The organism is Luteimonas kalidii (genome assembly GCF_029887935.1).
Lineage (GTDB): Bacteria > Pseudomonadota > Gammaproteobacteria > Xanthomonadales > Xanthomonadaceae > Luteimonas > Luteimonas kalidii.
This window is the reverse complement of record NZ_JARXRO010000014.1, coordinates 109,870-124,092: the sequence shown is the minus strand read 5'-3', so window position 1 is coordinate 124,092 and position 14,223 is coordinate 109,870. Positions and strand designations below refer to the sequence as shown.

The window sequence follows — 14,223 nt, the reverse complement described above, 5'->3', positions numbered from 1 at the left end:
CGGAGCCCGCATGACGCCCCTCCTGTACGCCCACCCGTTCTCGTCCTACTGCCAGAAGGTGCTGGTCGCACTGTACGAAACCGGCACGCCGTTCGAACTGCGCCGCATCGATGACGAAGCGCACATGGAAGCACTGGCCTCGCGCTGGCCGCTGCGGCGCTTCCCGATCCTGGTCGATGGCGGGCGCACCGTGCTGGAGGCCAGCACCATCATCGAGTACCTGCAGCTGCATCATCCCGCTGCGGTGCGGATGATTCCCGAGGATGCGGACCTGGCGCTGGAGGTGCGGATGATGGACCGCGTGTTCGACAACTACGTCTCCACCCCGCAGCAGAAGTGCACGTTCGACGCGATCCGCCCGGCCGAGGCGCGCGACGCGCACGGCGTGGCCGAGGCACGCACGATGCTCGACACCATCTACGCCTGGCTGGACGCGCGGCTGGCCGACCGCACCTGGGCCGCGGGCGAGACCTTCAGCCTGGCCGACTGCGGCGCGGCGCCGTTCCTGTTCTACGCGCAGTGGACGCACGCGATCCCCGAGCGGCACGCGCACCTGCACGCCTACCGGCGACGGCTGATGGACCGGCCTTCGTTCGCGCGGGTGCTGGAGGAAGCGCGACCGTTCCGCGGCCTCTTCCCGCTGGGGAAGATCGAGGACGAATAGCGGCGGCCGGCACGGGGCCACGGGCTTCGGGAGCAGATGGCGGAATGCTGGATGGTGGGGCGCGAGCTGGTGAGCGGCGCGGGCGATGGTGTGAGCCAGGACGGTGAGACAGCGATCCCAGCGCCCTGACCGATTCAGGGATGCGCGGTGGACGCAGAGATCGCAGCTCCCCGGGTGCGCTTCGCTTACCCGGGCTACGCGGCTGTGCCGACTCCCGTAGCCCGGATAAGGCCAAAGGCCGCATCCGGGGGGATGCGCAACGAACACGAAGCTCGCCGCTCCACGAGTGCGCTTCGTTGACCCGGGTTACGCGCGGCTGTGCTGACTCCCGTAGCCCGGATAAGGCCAACGGCCGCATCCGGGGAGGCGGTGCGCGCGGGTGATTCGAACGCGTCAGCGGCAGATGCGTCCGCCGCCGCGGTCGAAGTGGAAGTGGTCTGCGTGGGCGGCGTTGTAGTCCGGGCCGAGCACGGCATCGAACCACTGGCAGGCGCCGTCGCGCACCGCGCGCAGGAAGGCGGCTTCGTCGGAGACCGGCGCTTCGGGCGTGCTCGTCTCGTCGCGCTCCGGCGCGGACGCGGAGTCGCGCGATGCCGGCGCGGCGGCCGCGATTTCCTCGCGCTCGGAGGCGGCAGTGGCGTCGCCGACAGCAGTTGCGGGCGGTGCGGCGCCCGCCTCGCCCCAGTCCCCGAGCACGCGCACGCGGCGCCCGTCCTCGAGCACGAAGCCCGCGATGTCGAACGCATCGGCAGTGGCGTGTCGGCTGCGACGCCCGCCCTCGCGCCCGTAGAGGTTGCGGCACGAATACGAGCCGAAATGTTCGATGCGCGCGACCGGGCTGTCCAGATGCGCCTGCGCTGCCTGCTGCAGGCTGTGCCGCTCCCACATCGCCAGCGACAGCGCGGCGCGGCAGCTGAGCGAGAACGCTTCGCCCACCGCCCCGCTGGTGCGACTGATGCGCACGGCGTTGTCGAAGCCGCAGCCTTCGCCGGTGACGCGATCTTCCATCGGCTGATAACGCATGTCGGCCTGCGCCAGCGCCTCCCTGCACGCCGCGGGATCGGCCGAGGCGCGGTCGAGCTTGTAGCGCGTGAGCAGGTTCGGCGTGTCGTCGATGCGCAGGGGCGCGAACGGGTTCCAGCGGTCCGGGATGCGCAGCGCACCATCGATCAGCGCCCAGGCCAGCAGCGCGATCAGCAGCAGGAACAGCAGGCCGCCGTAGTGGCGGCGGGGCGGCGAAGACATGGCGCCATGGTCGTGCATGCGCGGGCACGCGGGCGTGAGGATGTCTGCGGCGCCGCGGCGGCCATGCGCTTGTCCGGGCACGCTCCCGCGTGTTCCGGCATGTCCGCCGACTGAACCGCAGCGCATGCGGACGGCACGATTTCACCCGGGGTTCGCGGTCCGGCCGCGAGCATCGCCCCCACATTCACTGCAGTCCTGCGGAGGTTCGCCATGAAACGTCCCGTCATCCATGCCATCGCCATCGCGACCCTCGGACTGGCCGCCGCCGGCACGGTGCACGCCCAGACCTACGGCCCACAGGACGAGGGTCGCCGCTTCGACGACGGCAGCCGCGTGGTCTGCGAAGACGTCGAAGTGCAGCGCTCGGGCGGCGATCCGAACCGCATCGCCGGCACCGCCGCGGGCGCCGTGATCGGCGGCGTGGTCGGCAGCCAGGTGGGCAGCGGCAGCGGCCGTGACCTTGCCACCATCGGCGGCGCGATTGCCGGTGGCGCGGTCGGACGCAAGGTCCAGGGCGATCGCCAGGAGTCGCGTGGCGACCGCATCGTCGAGCAGCGCTGCGAGCGCGTGTGGCGCTGACCTCTCGCGTCTGACCGATCGTGATCAACGACAGTGTCGTGATCGATCTTGATCACCGACCGTGATCCAGGACCCGTCCTCGTTCGAGGGCGGGTTTCTTTCTTGGGCCCTGACGCCATCGCGTTGCGCTTTGCCCGCTCCGGTCGCGCGGGTGATCGTGCCGAACGCACATTCGGGCGCGTCGAAGGGCAACGCGATTGCGGGGCGGATGCAACGTCATGTGCCGTCTGGCCCGCCGTCCCACCAGGCGCCTCAGGACCAGCGCAGCGTCATCCCTGCGCGCGCCACGCCTTCAGCAGCTCCGCTTCCTGTTCGCGGGTGATGCCGGCGTTGAGCTTGGCCTGGCGTTCGGGCGACAGGCTGCGGAACCAGGCCAGCAGATCCTCCACCGTGGTCGCCAGCGGGCGGAACGTGAGGCCCGCCGCGATGGCACGTGAGTTGTCGACCGCGCCGTAGCCGCCGTAGGTGTCGTGCTCGCGCGAGACCCAGATCGGCAGGCCCACCTCGCGCTGTTCGAGGAACGCCGCCGGCACGTGGGTGAAGCGCACCGGTCCGCCGGTCACCGCATGGCAACCGTGCACCATCGCATCGGTGGTGAGGGTGTAGTCCGGGCCGCAGGCGTTGAACGTACCGGTGGTGCCGGCCTCGGCGAGGCGGATCATCCACTCGCCCAGGTCGCGGCCGTAGATGATCTGCACCGGGTCCTGGCCGTCGCCGGGCACCAGCACTTCCCCGCCCTGCGCGATGCGGTGCGGCCAGTAGGTGAAGCGGTCGGTGTCGTCGCGCGGGCCGACGATGTATCCGGGCCGGACGATGGTGGTGCGCGCGCCGAACTGGCGTCGGGCTTCTGCCTCGCTCAACGCCTTGAGCGGGCCGTACAGGTTGCCCATGTCGGCCATCAGCGTCTCGCGCGTCTCGGCCATGGCATCGGCGCCGGTGTAGGCAGCCAGCGGCGCGTCCTCGGTGATGCCGGCCTTCGCGCCATCGGCATAGACCGAGATGGTCGAGATGAACAGGTAGTGGCCGACGTTGTCCTTCAGTACCTGGCCCGCATCGCGCACCCAGAACGGCAGCGAGGTCGGGTTGTCGATGCACACGTCCCACTTGCGCCCGGCCAGCGCGGACAGGTCGCCGGTGTTGCGGTCTCCGTGCAGCTGTTCCACCTCGCCCGGCCATTCGGGCGACGGCCGCTGGCCGCGGTTGAACAGGGTCACCTGGTGGCCGCGGGCCAGCGCGTAGCGCACCTGGAACGGACCGGTGAAGCCGGTGCCACCGAGGATCAGGATCTTGAGCGGACGCTGCGCGCGTTCGATCGCCGGTGCGGCGGTCGGCGGCGCATTGGCGAGCACGGGCAGCGCGGCGGAGGTGGCAGCGAGCGCGCCGAGCTTGAACAGGTCGCGGCGGGTGGTAGGCATGGACGGGTTCCCGGTGGTGTGCAGGCGTTCTAGCACCCGCCACCGGCGCCCGCCCCATGCCGGAAGTCCGGGTGGCCGCGCTGCGGCCACGCCCGGCATACCCGTTCGCGCTGCATCAGACCGCGGCGGTCACCACGATCTCAACCTTCCACTCCGGCCGCGCCAGCTTCGCTTCCACCGTGGCGCGCGACGGTGCGTCGCCGCCTACCACCCATGCGTCCCACGCGCGGTTCATGCCGGCGAAGTCGGCGAGGTCGGCCAGGTAGATCTGGGCGCGCAGGATGCGGCGCTTGTCGCTGCCGGCCTGGGCGAGCAGCGCGTCGATCGCCTCGAGCACTTCGCGGGTCTGGGTCTCGATGTCGGCGCCGTCGGTTTCCGGCACCTGGCCGGCGAGGTAAACCACGCCGTTGTGGATGCTGGCTTCGGACATGCGCGGACCGGCGTCGATGCGCTGGATCATGGAGGCGTTCCTGCGGAAAGGGAGCCGGCACGATAGGGCAATCGGCGGGAGGCGTGAAGCCGCCGGACGCCGTAGTGCGCGCAGGGGCCGATCCGGTTTTCGAGAGGCCGCGGATCGGTCGCGGGCGTGCACGCGAGGACGGGCAGGCGGTACTCGGGCAGACCGCGGGCGTGCCATGCGCACGTGCCTGGATGTAGCCACGCTTTATTGCTTCGGCGCATGACAGCCACAGAATGTCGCGCCATCCTGTGCGGCCTCTCGATGCCGTCCGTCCGCATGCCCGAACTCGACCTGCGCGCCGTGATCCACCTCCTGTTGCACGTCGCAGTCCCCCTCGCGGTGGCGCGGCTGTGCTGGCCCGCGCAGTGGAAGCGCGCGGCCCTGTGGCTGCTGGCGGGCTGGGTGATCGACCTCGACCACCTGCTCGCCGACCCCGTCTATGCGCCGGGGCGCTGCAGCATCGGCTTCCATCCGCTGCACACCTGGCCGGCGATCCTGGCCTATGGCGCCCTCGCCCTGCCCCGACGCACGCGCTGGCTCGGTACCGGGCTGCTGATCCACATCGCGCTCGACTGGATCGACTGCCTGTTGATGTAAGCGCGACCGCGAGGGCCAGCCTGCACGACTGTACCCAGCGTGGCCCGGACCCCTGCCATCAGTCATAGACAAGATGGTCTAGACAAATCGGTCTAGACGGCGCAGCATGCGACATCTCCGCTGACAGACCGAGCGCCATGGCACGCACGCCCCCCGCTCCGAAGCCAACACCCGCCGAGCTCGACCTGTTGCGCGTGCTCTGGGCGCTGGGCCCGGCCACGGTGAAGCAGGTGCACGAGGCGCAGCAGCGCGAGCGGCCCGAGGTCACCTACGCCACCGTGCTGCGGCTGCTGCAGGTGATGCACGGCAAAGGGCTGCTCACCCGCGACGAAAGCGAACGCTCGCACGTCTATGCCGCTGCCCAGCGCCAGGGGTCGCTGCAGGACAGGCTGCTGGGCGAGATGATCCAGAAGGTGTTCGCCGGCTCCGGCCGCGACCTGGTGCTGGCTGCGCTGCGCAGCGACGCGGTCAGCGATGCCGAGCGCGAGGAGATCCAGCGCTTCCTCGAGGAGACGCGCCATGACTGACCTGGTCGCGGTCTGGGTGCCGGCGCTGTCCGCGGCATTGCTGCACTTCCTGTGGCAGGGGGCGCTGCTGGGGATGCTGGCGTGGCTGGCTTTGGCGCTGCTGCGCAATGCGCGTCCGCAGGCGCGTTATGCGGTGGCCTGCATGGCGCTCGCGCTGTGCGCCCTGCTGCCGGTCTGGAACCTGGTGGCCGAACTCTCAAGCGCAGGCGATGTGCCGGAGCTGATGTCGTCGCCGGGCGCGACGGCGGACGTCGCACTCGCACCGCTGGCGGACCTGACGCCAGCCCGCATCGGCCTGCCTTCCATCCACACCCTGCCCGATGCCGCGACCGCCTGGATCGTGCTCCTGTGGGCCATCGGCGCAGCGCTGCTGTCGCTGCGCCTGGCGCTCGGCGCGTGGTGGCTGCGCGACCTGCGCCTGCAGGCGGTGCCCGAAGCGGGGCTCTGGCAGGACTGCGTCGATCGGCTCGCGCCACGCCTCGGCATCCGCGGCACGGTCGCGGTCCGCGTGGTGGCCGCCGGCGATACGCCGATGGTCGCCGGCGTCTGGCGCCCGATGGTGCTGCTGCCCGCCGCCGTGCTCGCCCGCATGCCCGCCGACCTGCTCGAAGCGCTGCTCGCGCACGAACTGGCGCACGTCGCCCGCCACGACGGCCTCGTCAACCTGGTGCAGGGCGCGCTCGAGGCCCTGCTGTTCTACCACCCCGTGGTGTGGTGGCTGTCGCACCGTATCCGGATCGAACGCGAACTCGTCGCCGACGACATGGCGGCACGCGTGACCGGCCAGCCGCGCCAGCTGGCGATCGCCCTGTCCGAACTCGACCGGTTCGCCGCGCAGCGGCGGGCTTTCCCCCACGCCAGACACGCGCTCGCCGCGCACGGAGGCCATCTCATGTCCCGCATCCGCCAACTCGTCCGTCCCGAACGTCGCCCGCTCGGCGCCGCCACGCTGTTTCCGCTGCTCGGTCTCGTCGCTGCCGGCATGACCTTCTACGCGCAGGCGCAGCTGATCGACAGCGACAACACCGTCGTCCACGCGGCCACGGGCGCGCCGATGCGCGCGTCTTCCGCGCTCGCCACGCCTGGCGTGGCGGCAGCCGCACTGCCCGCGGCGTCGACCATCGCCGATCCGGCACCCCAGGCACGGCCCGGTGACGCGAATGCCGCCGCCGCCGTGCGCACGACCCTCCGCGAGCGTGGGACCGGCTATGCGCTGATCCGCGCCGATCGCGAAGGTTTCCGGATGTCGGGCGATCTCGACGACGTCGACACCATCCGCGCCACCCGCCGGGCGATCGATGGCGATTTCGTGTGGTTCCGGCGCGACGGCCGCGCCTGGGTGGTGCGCGATGCCGACACCCTGGCGCGGGTCGAGGCGGCCTCGCGCCGCACCGACGCGGCGACGGCCGAGATGGACGCACTGGAGCGCCGGATGCGTCCGCACAGCGAGCGGATGGAGGCGCTGGGCGCGCGGATGGAGGCCCTGCAGCAGCAGATGGACGACGGCGGCACGGCGCAGATGGAGGCCACGTCGACGCGCATGCAGGCGCTCGGGCGCGAGCTGGAGTCGCTGGTCGAGGAGGAAGTCGCGCTCTCGTTGCACGCCGCCGGCGGCCGCGACGATGCCGGTCGCCCGTCCGATCGCGACGCGCGCCTGGCGTCGCTGCGCACGGAGCGCGAGCGCGTCGAGCGCGCGATGGAGCACGAGAGCGACGCGATGGAGGCGTTGGGCCGGCGCATGGAGGCCCACTCCGCCCCGATGGAAGCGGTGGGCCGCGAGATGGAGGCGGCCGGGCGGCCGATGGAATCGATCGGCCGCGAGATGGAAGCGGTCGGCAGGCGCATCGAACGCGAGGCGCTGGTGGCCGACGCGGAGATCCGCCGGATCCTCGACGACGCCCATGCCCGCGGCCTGGCGACGCCGGCGCCGTACGCGCAGTAGGTCGTCGGCGGCAGCGCCGCGGGGCGGGTGCCCGGCGCGGCGCGAACATGCGGATACGGCGCGGGCACGGTGGCGATCGAACGCTCCCGTGCCCGACCTTTCGGCCTCACCAGATGCGGACGCGCTGCTCCGGCGCGATCCACAGCGGATCGCCTTCGGCCACGTCGAAGGCCTCGTACCAGGCGTCGATGTTGCGCAGCGGCGCGAACGCGCGGATGTGGCCCGGCGAATGAGTGCCGTTGACCAACTGCTGGCGCAGCGCATCGTCGCGCCACAGCGTGCGCCACACCTGCGCCCAGCCCAGGAACAGGCGCTGCTCGCCGCTGAAGCCGTCGATCACCGGCGCCGGCTTGCCGTCGAGCGAGCGACGGTAGGCTTCCAGCGCGATCGTCAGGCCGCCGAGGTCGCCGATGTTCTCGCCCATCGCGGTGCGGCCGTTAATGTGCATGCCGGGCAGCTGCGGGAACTCGTAGGCCTCGTACTGGGCGCCGAGCTTCGCCGCCTGGGCCTCGAACTTGGCCGCGTCTTCCGCCGTCCACCAGTCGCGCAGCACGCCTTCGCCGTCGGACTTGCGGCCCTGGTCGTCGAAGCCGTGGATGATCTCGTGGCCGATCACGCCGCCGATGGCGCCGTAATTGACCGCCGGATCGGCGTCGGGATCGAAGAACGGCGGCTGCAGGATCGCGGCCGGGAACACGATCTCGTTCTTGACCGAGTTGTAGTAGGCGTTGACGGTCTGCGGGGTCATGCCCCACTCGGCCTTGTCCACCTGCTTGCCCAGCCGCGAGCGGCGGTAGTCCCACTCGAACTCGCGCGCGCGCATGGCGTTGCCGAACAGGTCGCCCGCCCGCACCTCGAGGCCGCTGTAGTCGCGCCACTCGTCCGGGTGGCCGATCTTCAGGCCGAAGCCGGCGAGCTTGGCGCGGGCCTCGGCCTTGGTGGCATCGCTCATCCAGTCCAGCGCGTCCAGGCGCGCGCCCATGGCCAGCTTCACGTTGGCGACCAAGTCGTCCATCTTGGCCTTGGCGTCGGGCGGGAAGTACAGCGCCACGTAGTCGCGGCCGATGGCCTCGCCCATCGCGTCCTCGACGAAGGACACGCCGCGCTTCCAGCGTTCGCGCGGTTCCGGCTGGCCGGAGAGGAACTTCTCGCGGAACTCGTAGTGGGCATTGGCGAACGCCTTGGAGAGCAGCGGCGCGGCCTCGTCGGTGGCGTGGAAGGCCTGCCAGGCCTTGAGCGTCGCCAGGTCGGTGTCGGCGAAGATCGCCGCCATCTTCGGCACCGCGCTGTCCTGGCGGACCACGGCGACCGGTGCCTGGTCCACGCCGGAGGCTTCGAAGAACGCCTGCCACGGGAAGCCCGGGGCGACGCGGTCGAATTCGGCCAGCGGCGTGGGGTTGTAGGTCTTGTCGCGGTCGCGGCTCTCGGCGCGGGTCCAGTGGGCTTCGGCGATGCGGGTCTCCAGCGCCATCACCGCTTCGGCGTTGGCCTGCGGATCGTCCCAGCCCGCCAGCTCGAGCAGTTGCGCGATATAGCCCAGGTAGCGCTCGCGCTGTGGCGCGAAGTTCTCGCGCAGGTACATCTCGCGGTCGCCCAGGCCCAGGCCGGACTGGCTGAGGTAGAGCGTGTAGCGGTCGGGGTCGCGCTGGTCGTCGGAGACGAACAGGCCGAACATGCCGCCGCCGAAGCCGCCGCGGTCGGCGATCAGGCGCGCGAGCGCGGTCTTGTCCGGCGCGGCCTCCAGTTCCGCCAGGAACGGCTGCAGCGGCGTGGCGCCCCGCGCCTCGACCGCGGCTTCGTCCAGGAAATCGCCGTACAGGGTGGCGATCTTCGCCGCGTCGCCGCCGGTGGCCGGGTCGTCCTTCGGGTAGCTTTCCACCAGCGACCGCACGCGCGCTTCGGACAGGTCGCGCAGCACCCGGAAGTTGCCGTAGCTGGACTGGTCGGCGGGAATCTGCGTGGTCTTCGCCCAGTTGCCGCTGGCGTAGGCGAAGAAATCCTGGCCCGGGCGGACGCTGGTGTCCATGCCCGCGGTATCGATTCCCCATTCGCCGTAGCGCCGGGCCTCGATCGGCGCGGCCTGCGCGCCGCCGGCGTGGTCGTCCGCGGCCACCAGGGACTGCAGGTGGCAGAGGTCGTCCAGGCAGCGTCGCGGTTCGTGCGCGGACACCGGCAGCGCCAGCGCGCTGGCCAGTGCGGTCATCGCGATGACATGATTCTTCTTCAAATGTGTTCTCCAACTGATTGAATTTAATCGGATCCGACGGAGCCGACGACAGTTTCAGTTGGGATGATAGGCGCTGGGGGTCTGCGTCGCCCGGGCCGGAAGGCATGGCGCTCCCACGCCGCATGCACGGCCTGCGCGCATGGCCGGAGGGGACGCGGGTGCCTGACGCCCGTGGCGACGGGCCCGTCGCCGCGGCGCCTGGTCGGCCGTCAGGGCAGTTCGAGCAGCCGGGCCACGATCTCGTCCGCATGCTTCTCGTGCAGGCCCGCCGTCGATCCGAAGGCGGTCGCGTTCGAACTCTCGACCTCGAAGGTCTCACGCACCGCGCCATCGGCATCCAGCACGCGGACGGTGCTGGCGACCTTGTCGCGCCCGGCCATGATGCCGGCCCACGCACGCGCGCCATCCGAGCGAGCGTAGTAATGGGTCACCGTGACCTCCACCCTGCCCTCGCCCGCGCCGTCTGCGAACAGGCCGGCATCGCGCATCCGCTGCTGGATGAAACTGTCGAGCCGGGCGATGCCGGCCTCGTCGTCACCACCCTCGTTGGAGAAGGCGTAGGCATAGGCCTTCGGCGGCGCGTCCTGGGCGTGGCCGGGGGCCATGGCGCCGCTCAATGCGAGGCACAGCAGCAGGGCGGTGGTGCGGATCACGGGCGTCCCTCCTCGAAACCGCCGGCGACCTTGCCGGCATCGGCGAACGATAGCCGGCCGCGGGTGAAACGATCGTTCCGCGCGGACACGCGGCCACGATGTTCCCGCATGCAGCGGCACCGGGCACACGCAGTTGACGCAGGCCTGCCCATACTCGGCGACCGTTCCACGCGAGGGCACCGCCATGGGCATGCTGGTCGAAGGCCGCTGGACCAACGACGACAAGGCGCTGACCGACGCCAGGGGGCGCCTGCAGCGGCCGGATTCGGCCTTCCGCCACTGGGTGACGGCCGACGGCAGCCCGGGACCGACCGGCGAGGGCGGCTTCCAGGCCGAGCCCGGGCGCTACCACCTGTACATCGCGCGCGCCTGCCCCTGGGCGCACCGGGCGGCGATCTTCCGCGAGCTCAAGGGCCTGCAGGACATGATCGGCCTGTCGGTCACGCACTGGCTGATGGCCGACGACGGATGGACCTTCCAGCCCGGCCCTGGCGTGGTCCCCGACCCGCTGTTCGGCGTGGACACGCTGTGGCAGCTCTACGTGCGCTCGGATCCTTCGTACACCGGCCGGGTCACGGTGCCGGTGCTGTGGGACAAGGCCCGTGAACGCATCGTCAGCAACGAGTCGGCGGACATCCTGCGCATGTTCAACGGCGCCTTCGACGGCGTCGGCGCGCGCGAGGGCGACTACTCGCCCGCCGCGCTGCGGGACGAGATCGATGCGGTCAACGACCGCGTCTACGACGGGCTCAACAACGGTGTGTACAAGGCCGGATTCGCGAAGTCGCAGGACGCCTACGACGAAGCGGTGGCCGTGGTCTTCGAGACCCTCGACTGGCTGGAAGCGCGGCTCGCCGGGGCACAGTGGCTGTGCGGCGATCGCCTCACGGAAGCGGACTGGCGGCTGTTCACCACCCTGCTGCGCTTCGATGCCGTCTACCACGGCCATTTCAAGTGCAACCTGCGCCGGCTGGTCGACTACCCGGCGCTGTGGGCGTACACGCGTCGCCTGTACGCGCATCCGGCCGTGGGGCCGACGGTCGATTTCGACCACATCAAGCGCCACTACTACCAGAGCCACCGCCACATCAATCCGACCGGGATCGTGCCGCAGGGCCCGATCCTGTCGTTCGCGCCGGACTGATGCGGCGCCGGGCGGTCAGGCCTGTTCGGCGCGACCGCTCTGCTTCTCGTCTTCGGTCGCCTCGCGCACGTCGAGCACGCGCACGTCGAAGTGCAGGGTCTGGCCGGCGAGCGGATGGTTGCCGTCGATGCGGACCTTGTCGTCGGCGACGTCGACCACCGTCACCAGCAGCGGGCCGCGTTCGGTCCGGGCCTCGAACTGCATGCCGGGCTCGACCTTGTCCACGCCCTTGAACGCATCGCGCGGCAGGTCCTGCACCAGCCCTTCGTTGCGCACGCCGTAGCCTTCCTCCGGCTTGACGTCGACCTTCAGCGCGTCGCCCGGCTGGCGCCCGGCGAGGGCCTTCTCCAGGCCAGGGATGATGTTGCCGGCGCCGTGGAAGTAGCGCAGCGGACGCTCGTCGGAGGACTGGTCGATGATGCGGCCATCGTCGTCGGTGAGGGTGTACTGGATGCTGGCGATGCTCGCAGCCGTGATCTCCATGGAGATGCTCCTTGGGACAGTAGAGGAAGGGATCGGATCCGAAGGCCATGGCACCGGTGCAGTCACGGTGCAGCGCGTGGATCAAGTCCCACCATAACGTCCGCGCCGCATCGACGCAAATCGTCCGTTCATCGCCGCCGGCCCGCGTTCCCGCCCGCCCCGTGCATGCCGGACGGCGGCACGTGCCCTTCTTCAGTATCCGCCAACGCCCGCAGGCGTACGATGCCCCGGACACCGCCGGACCCGACGAAGCGATGCCGCACTACGCGACAGCCGATGAACTGCGCGCGCGCGACCTGCAGTTCGTGCGGCGCATCCACCATATGCGGATGCTCGGCGCCGCGCTGTGCGCGTTGCCGATCGCGTCCGTACTCGACGAACGCGGCGCAGGATGGCCGGCGTACGCGCTGCTGCTGGCCAATGCCGTGGTCTGGCCGCAGATCGCGAACCTCGCCTGCCGTCGCTCGCGCGATCCGGTCACCGCGCAGTTCCGCTGCCTGGTCCTCGATTCCGCGGCCGCAGGCGCCTGGATCGCCGCGATGGCGGTGAGTGCCGCGCCCACGGCACTGTTCGTCACCATGGCCACCGCCGACAAGATCGCCGCGGGTGGCTGGCTGCTGCTGCGGCGCTCGACCGTGGCGCTGGTGCTCGCGTTTCTCGCCGTGTGGAGCCTGTCGGGCTTTCCCTGGCAGCCGGAGACCTCGCACCGCACCCTGCTGCTGTGCGGGCCGTTCCTGTTCGTGTACTCGGTGGCCCTGAGCCTGGTCACCAACCGGCTGGGCAACCGCATCCGGGTGCAGAACCGCGAACTGGAGCGACGCAGCCGCACCGACCCGACGATGCAGGTACCCAACCGTCCGCATTTCGAAGCGGTGGCGACGCTGGAACTCTCGCGCTTCCAGCGCTCGGGTCGTCCGGCGTCGCTGATGCTGATCGATGTCGACAACTTCAAGGCCATCAACGACCGCTACGGCCACGGCATGGGCGACGTGGTGCTCAAGCGCATCGCCGCCCTGCTCTGCGCCTCGGTACGCGACGTGGACCTGCCGGCGCGCTACGGCGGCGACGAGTTCGGCCTGCTGCTGGTCGACACCGATCTGCCCAGGGCGCTGGTGGTGGCCGAGCGGATCCGGCGCGAGGCCGAGCGCGAAGTGTTCGAGGCCGAGCCCGGGCTCACCTGCACCCTGAGCATCGGGGTGGCGGCGGCCACCGCCGGCGACGGAACGCTCGAAGCCTGGGTGCGCTCGGCCGATGCGGCGCTGTACCGGGCCAAGGCGGCGGGCCGCAACCGGGTGGCGGCAGCCTGAGGCCCGCGTGACCTGTCCTTCGCCTGCGCGCCCGGCGCCGCGCCGCCGGACACCACCCGCAGCGCCGCGCCAGGCGCCCTACTCCGCATGTGCCGCCGTCTTCGGCACGAACTCCACCAGCACCGGGAAGTGGTCCGACGGCAGGCGCCCGTCGATGCGGGTGTCGATCGTGCGGACCTCGCGCACCTGCAGCCCGCGCGAGAGCACCCAGTCGATGCGTTCTCCCGGCGTGTCGCCGAACCCGGTATAGGTGCCGGCCGGGCCCGAGCGGCGCGTCGCGTGGTCCCAGGCATCGTCCAGCGCCGCGGTGAGCGTGCGGTGCGCGGCACTGCCGGGCGCGGAATTGAAATCGCCCAGCACGACGACGGGCACATCGGGCGGCAGCGCCGCCAGTCGCGCCACGATGAGCGCCGCGCCGCGTTCGCGGGCCGCGTCGTCCTGCTCGCGGTACGGCAGGTGGGTGTTGAGCAGCGCCACGCGCTGGCCGTCGGCGCGGCGTTCGAACAGGCCCCAGGTCACCATGCGCGGATACAGGTTGCCCCAGCTGATGCTGGCCGGAACCTCGGGCGTGTCGGACAGCCAGAAGTGGCCCGACTCGAGCAGCCGCATGCGGTCGCGGCGGTAGAACACGCCCATGTGCTCGTCGTCGGCCTCTGCACTGCGCGCGATCCCGAACCAGGCCAGCTGCGGCAGGCGCGCGGTGATGAGTCCGGCCTGGTCCGGCACCAGTTCCTGGGTCCCGAGCAGGTCGGGATCGGCATCGGCAATGGTCTGCACCAGCGCATCGCGCCGCAGTTCCCAGCGGTTGTCGTCGGTATCGATCGGCACCCGCACGTTGAAGGTCATTACCCGCAGCGGTGCCGGCTCCGGTGCGGGCACGCTGCTGCACGCGGCGAGTGCGAGCAGCAGGCATGCGAGCACGACGCGCGCTGCACGCGCGCGGCCGCGGTGAGGGGTGTTCTTTGGAACGATGGGCATGG

The 14,223-nt window shown here is 70.9% G+C and carries 14 protein-coding genes; 7 read left to right on the top strand and 7 right to left on the bottom strand.

Annotated elements, in window-relative coordinates; translation table 11 throughout:
- Window positions 1–10: 10 nt before the first annotated feature.
- Complete coding sequence (locus QFW81_RS06110) at window positions 11–664, top strand: glutathione S-transferase family protein (RefSeq protein ID WP_280577774.1); 654 nt, start codon at window positions 11–13, stop codon at window positions 662–664.
- Window positions 665–1,057: 393 nt separating this feature from the next.
- Here QFW81_RS06110 and QFW81_RS06105 read toward each other — a convergent pair whose 3' ends face one another.
- Entirely contained in the window at window positions 1,058–1,909 is an 852-nt protein-coding gene (locus QFW81_RS06105; protein ID WP_280577773.1) for an extensin-like domain-containing protein, read from the bottom strand.
- Between the two features lie 210 nt (window positions 1,910–2,119).
- Here QFW81_RS06105 and QFW81_RS06100 point away from each other — a divergent pair, with 210 nt between their 5' ends.
- A complete protein-coding gene (locus QFW81_RS06100; RefSeq protein ID WP_331488039.1) occupies window positions 2,120–2,488 on the top strand; it encodes a glycine zipper 2TM domain-containing protein in 369 nt (122 codons plus the stop codon).
- Between the two features lie 269 nt (window positions 2,489–2,757).
- On the opposite strand, the gene QFW81_RS06095 is transcribed toward QFW81_RS06100, so the two are convergent.
- Together QFW81_RS06095 and QFW81_RS06090 are read right to left on the bottom strand one after the other, a co-directional pair.
- Window positions 2,758–3,903, bottom strand: a complete 1,146-nt coding sequence (locus QFW81_RS06095; RefSeq protein WP_280577772.1) for an NAD-dependent epimerase/dehydratase family protein — start codon at window positions 3,901–3,903, stop codon at window positions 2,758–2,760.
- A 115-nt stretch (window positions 3,904–4,018) separates the two neighbouring features.
- Window positions 4,019–4,363 (bottom strand): RidA family protein, encoded by a 345-nt coding sequence (locus tag QFW81_RS06090; protein WP_280577771.1) that lies wholly within the window; start codon window positions 4,361–4,363, stop codon window positions 4,019–4,021.
- Window positions 4,364–4,639: 276 nt separating this feature from the next.
- Between QFW81_RS06090 and QFW81_RS06085 the strand changes: the two genes are divergently transcribed.
- The 3 genes from QFW81_RS06085 to QFW81_RS06075 all read left to right on the top strand — a co-directional run bounded on the left by QFW81_RS06085 (window position 4,640) and on the right by QFW81_RS06075 (window position 7,429).
- Window positions 4,640–4,960, top strand: a complete 321-nt coding sequence (locus QFW81_RS06085) for a DUF6122 family protein (protein WP_280577770.1) — start codon at window positions 4,640–4,642, stop codon at window positions 4,958–4,960.
- A 137-nt stretch (window positions 4,961–5,097) separates the two neighbouring features.
- Entirely contained in the window at window positions 5,098–5,487 is a 390-nt protein-coding gene (locus QFW81_RS06080; protein ID WP_280577769.1) for a BlaI/MecI/CopY family transcriptional regulator, read from the top strand.
- A complete protein-coding gene (locus tag QFW81_RS06075; RefSeq protein WP_280577768.1) occupies window positions 5,480–7,429 on the top strand; it encodes a M56 family metallopeptidase in 1,950 nt (649 codons plus the stop codon). The genes QFW81_RS06080 and QFW81_RS06075 overlap by 8 nt, the downstream gene beginning before the upstream one ends.
- Window positions 7,430–7,535: 106 nt before the next feature.
- Here the strand turns inward: QFW81_RS06075 and QFW81_RS06070 are convergent, their stop codons facing one another.
- Window positions 7,536–9,656 (bottom strand): M13 family metallopeptidase, encoded by a 2,121-nt coding sequence (locus QFW81_RS06070; RefSeq protein ID WP_280577767.1) that lies wholly within the window; start codon window positions 9,654–9,656, stop codon window positions 7,536–7,538.
- Between the two features lie 209 nt (window positions 9,657–9,865).
- Window positions 9,866–10,309 carry a DUF4410 domain-containing protein gene (locus QFW81_RS06065; RefSeq protein ID WP_280577766.1) on the bottom strand — a complete coding sequence of 148 codons (444 nt, stop codon included), beginning with the start codon at window positions 10,307–10,309 and terminating at the stop codon, window positions 9,866–9,868.
- A gap of 184 nt (window positions 10,310–10,493) precedes the next feature.
- On the opposite strand from QFW81_RS06065, the gene QFW81_RS06060 reads away from it, so the two are divergent.
- Window positions 10,494–11,453 (top strand): glutathione S-transferase family protein, encoded by a 960-nt coding sequence (locus tag QFW81_RS06060; protein ID WP_280577765.1) that lies wholly within the window; start codon window positions 10,494–10,496, stop codon window positions 11,451–11,453.
- A gap of 15 nt (window positions 11,454–11,468) precedes the next feature.
- Here the strand turns inward: QFW81_RS06060 and QFW81_RS06055 are convergent, their stop codons facing one another.
- A complete protein-coding gene (locus tag QFW81_RS06055; protein WP_280577764.1) occupies window positions 11,469–11,936 on the bottom strand; it encodes an FKBP-type peptidyl-prolyl cis-trans isomerase in 468 nt (155 codons plus the stop codon).
- Between the two features lie 182 nt (window positions 11,937–12,118).
- On the opposite strand from QFW81_RS06055, the gene QFW81_RS06050 reads away from it, so the two are divergent.
- On the top strand, window positions 12,119–13,243 hold the full coding sequence (locus QFW81_RS06050) for a sensor domain-containing diguanylate cyclase (protein WP_280577763.1): 1,125 nt from the start codon (window positions 12,119–12,121) through the stop codon (window positions 13,241–13,243).
- Between the two features lie 78 nt (window positions 13,244–13,321).
- Here QFW81_RS06050 and QFW81_RS06045 read toward each other — a convergent pair whose 3' ends face one another.
- On the bottom strand, window positions 13,322–14,221 hold the full coding sequence (locus QFW81_RS06045; RefSeq protein ID WP_280577762.1) for an endonuclease/exonuclease/phosphatase family protein: 900 nt from the start codon (window positions 14,219–14,221) through the stop codon (window positions 13,322–13,324).
- Window positions 14,222–14,223: the final 2 nt, after the last annotated feature.

What these genes read in the sequence shown, in the direction of transcription:
- QFW81_RS06110 (WP_280577774.1), top strand. Translation starts at nt 11, where the DNA reads ATGACGCCCCTCCTGTACGCCCACCCGTTCTCGTCCTACTGCCAGAAG.
- QFW81_RS06105 (WP_280577773.1), bottom strand. Translation starts at nt 1,909, where the DNA reads ATGTCTTCGCCGCCCCGCCGCCACTACGGCGGCCTGCTGTTCCTGCTG.
- QFW81_RS06100 (WP_331488039.1), top strand. Translation starts at nt 2,120, where the DNA reads ATGAAACGTCCCGTCATCCATGCCATCGCCATCGCGACCCTCGGACTG.
- QFW81_RS06095 (WP_280577772.1), bottom strand. Translation starts at nt 3,903, where the DNA reads ATGCCTACCACCCGCCGCGACCTGTTCAAGCTCGGCGCGCTCGCTGCC.
- QFW81_RS06090 (WP_280577771.1), bottom strand. Translation starts at nt 4,363, where the DNA reads ATGATCCAGCGCATCGACGCCGGTCCGCGCATGTCCGAAGCCAGCATC.
- QFW81_RS06085 (WP_280577770.1), top strand. Translation starts at nt 4,640, where the DNA reads ATGCCCGAACTCGACCTGCGCGCCGTGATCCACCTCCTGTTGCACGTC.
- QFW81_RS06080 (WP_280577769.1), top strand. Translation starts at nt 5,098, where the DNA reads ATGGCACGCACGCCCCCCGCTCCGAAGCCAACACCCGCCGAGCTCGAC.
- QFW81_RS06075 (WP_280577768.1), top strand. Translation starts at nt 5,480, where the DNA reads ATGACTGACCTGGTCGCGGTCTGGGTGCCGGCGCTGTCCGCGGCATTG.
- QFW81_RS06060 (WP_280577765.1), top strand. Translation starts at nt 10,494, where the DNA reads ATGGGCATGCTGGTCGAAGGCCGCTGGACCAACGACGACAAGGCGCTG.
- QFW81_RS06055 (WP_280577764.1), bottom strand. Translation starts at nt 11,936, where the DNA reads ATGGAGATCACGGCTGCGAGCATCGCCAGCATCCAGTACACCCTCACC.
- QFW81_RS06045 (WP_280577762.1), bottom strand. Translation starts at nt 14,221, where the DNA reads ATGCCCATCGTTCCAAAGAACACCCCTCACCGCGGCCGCGCGCGTGCA.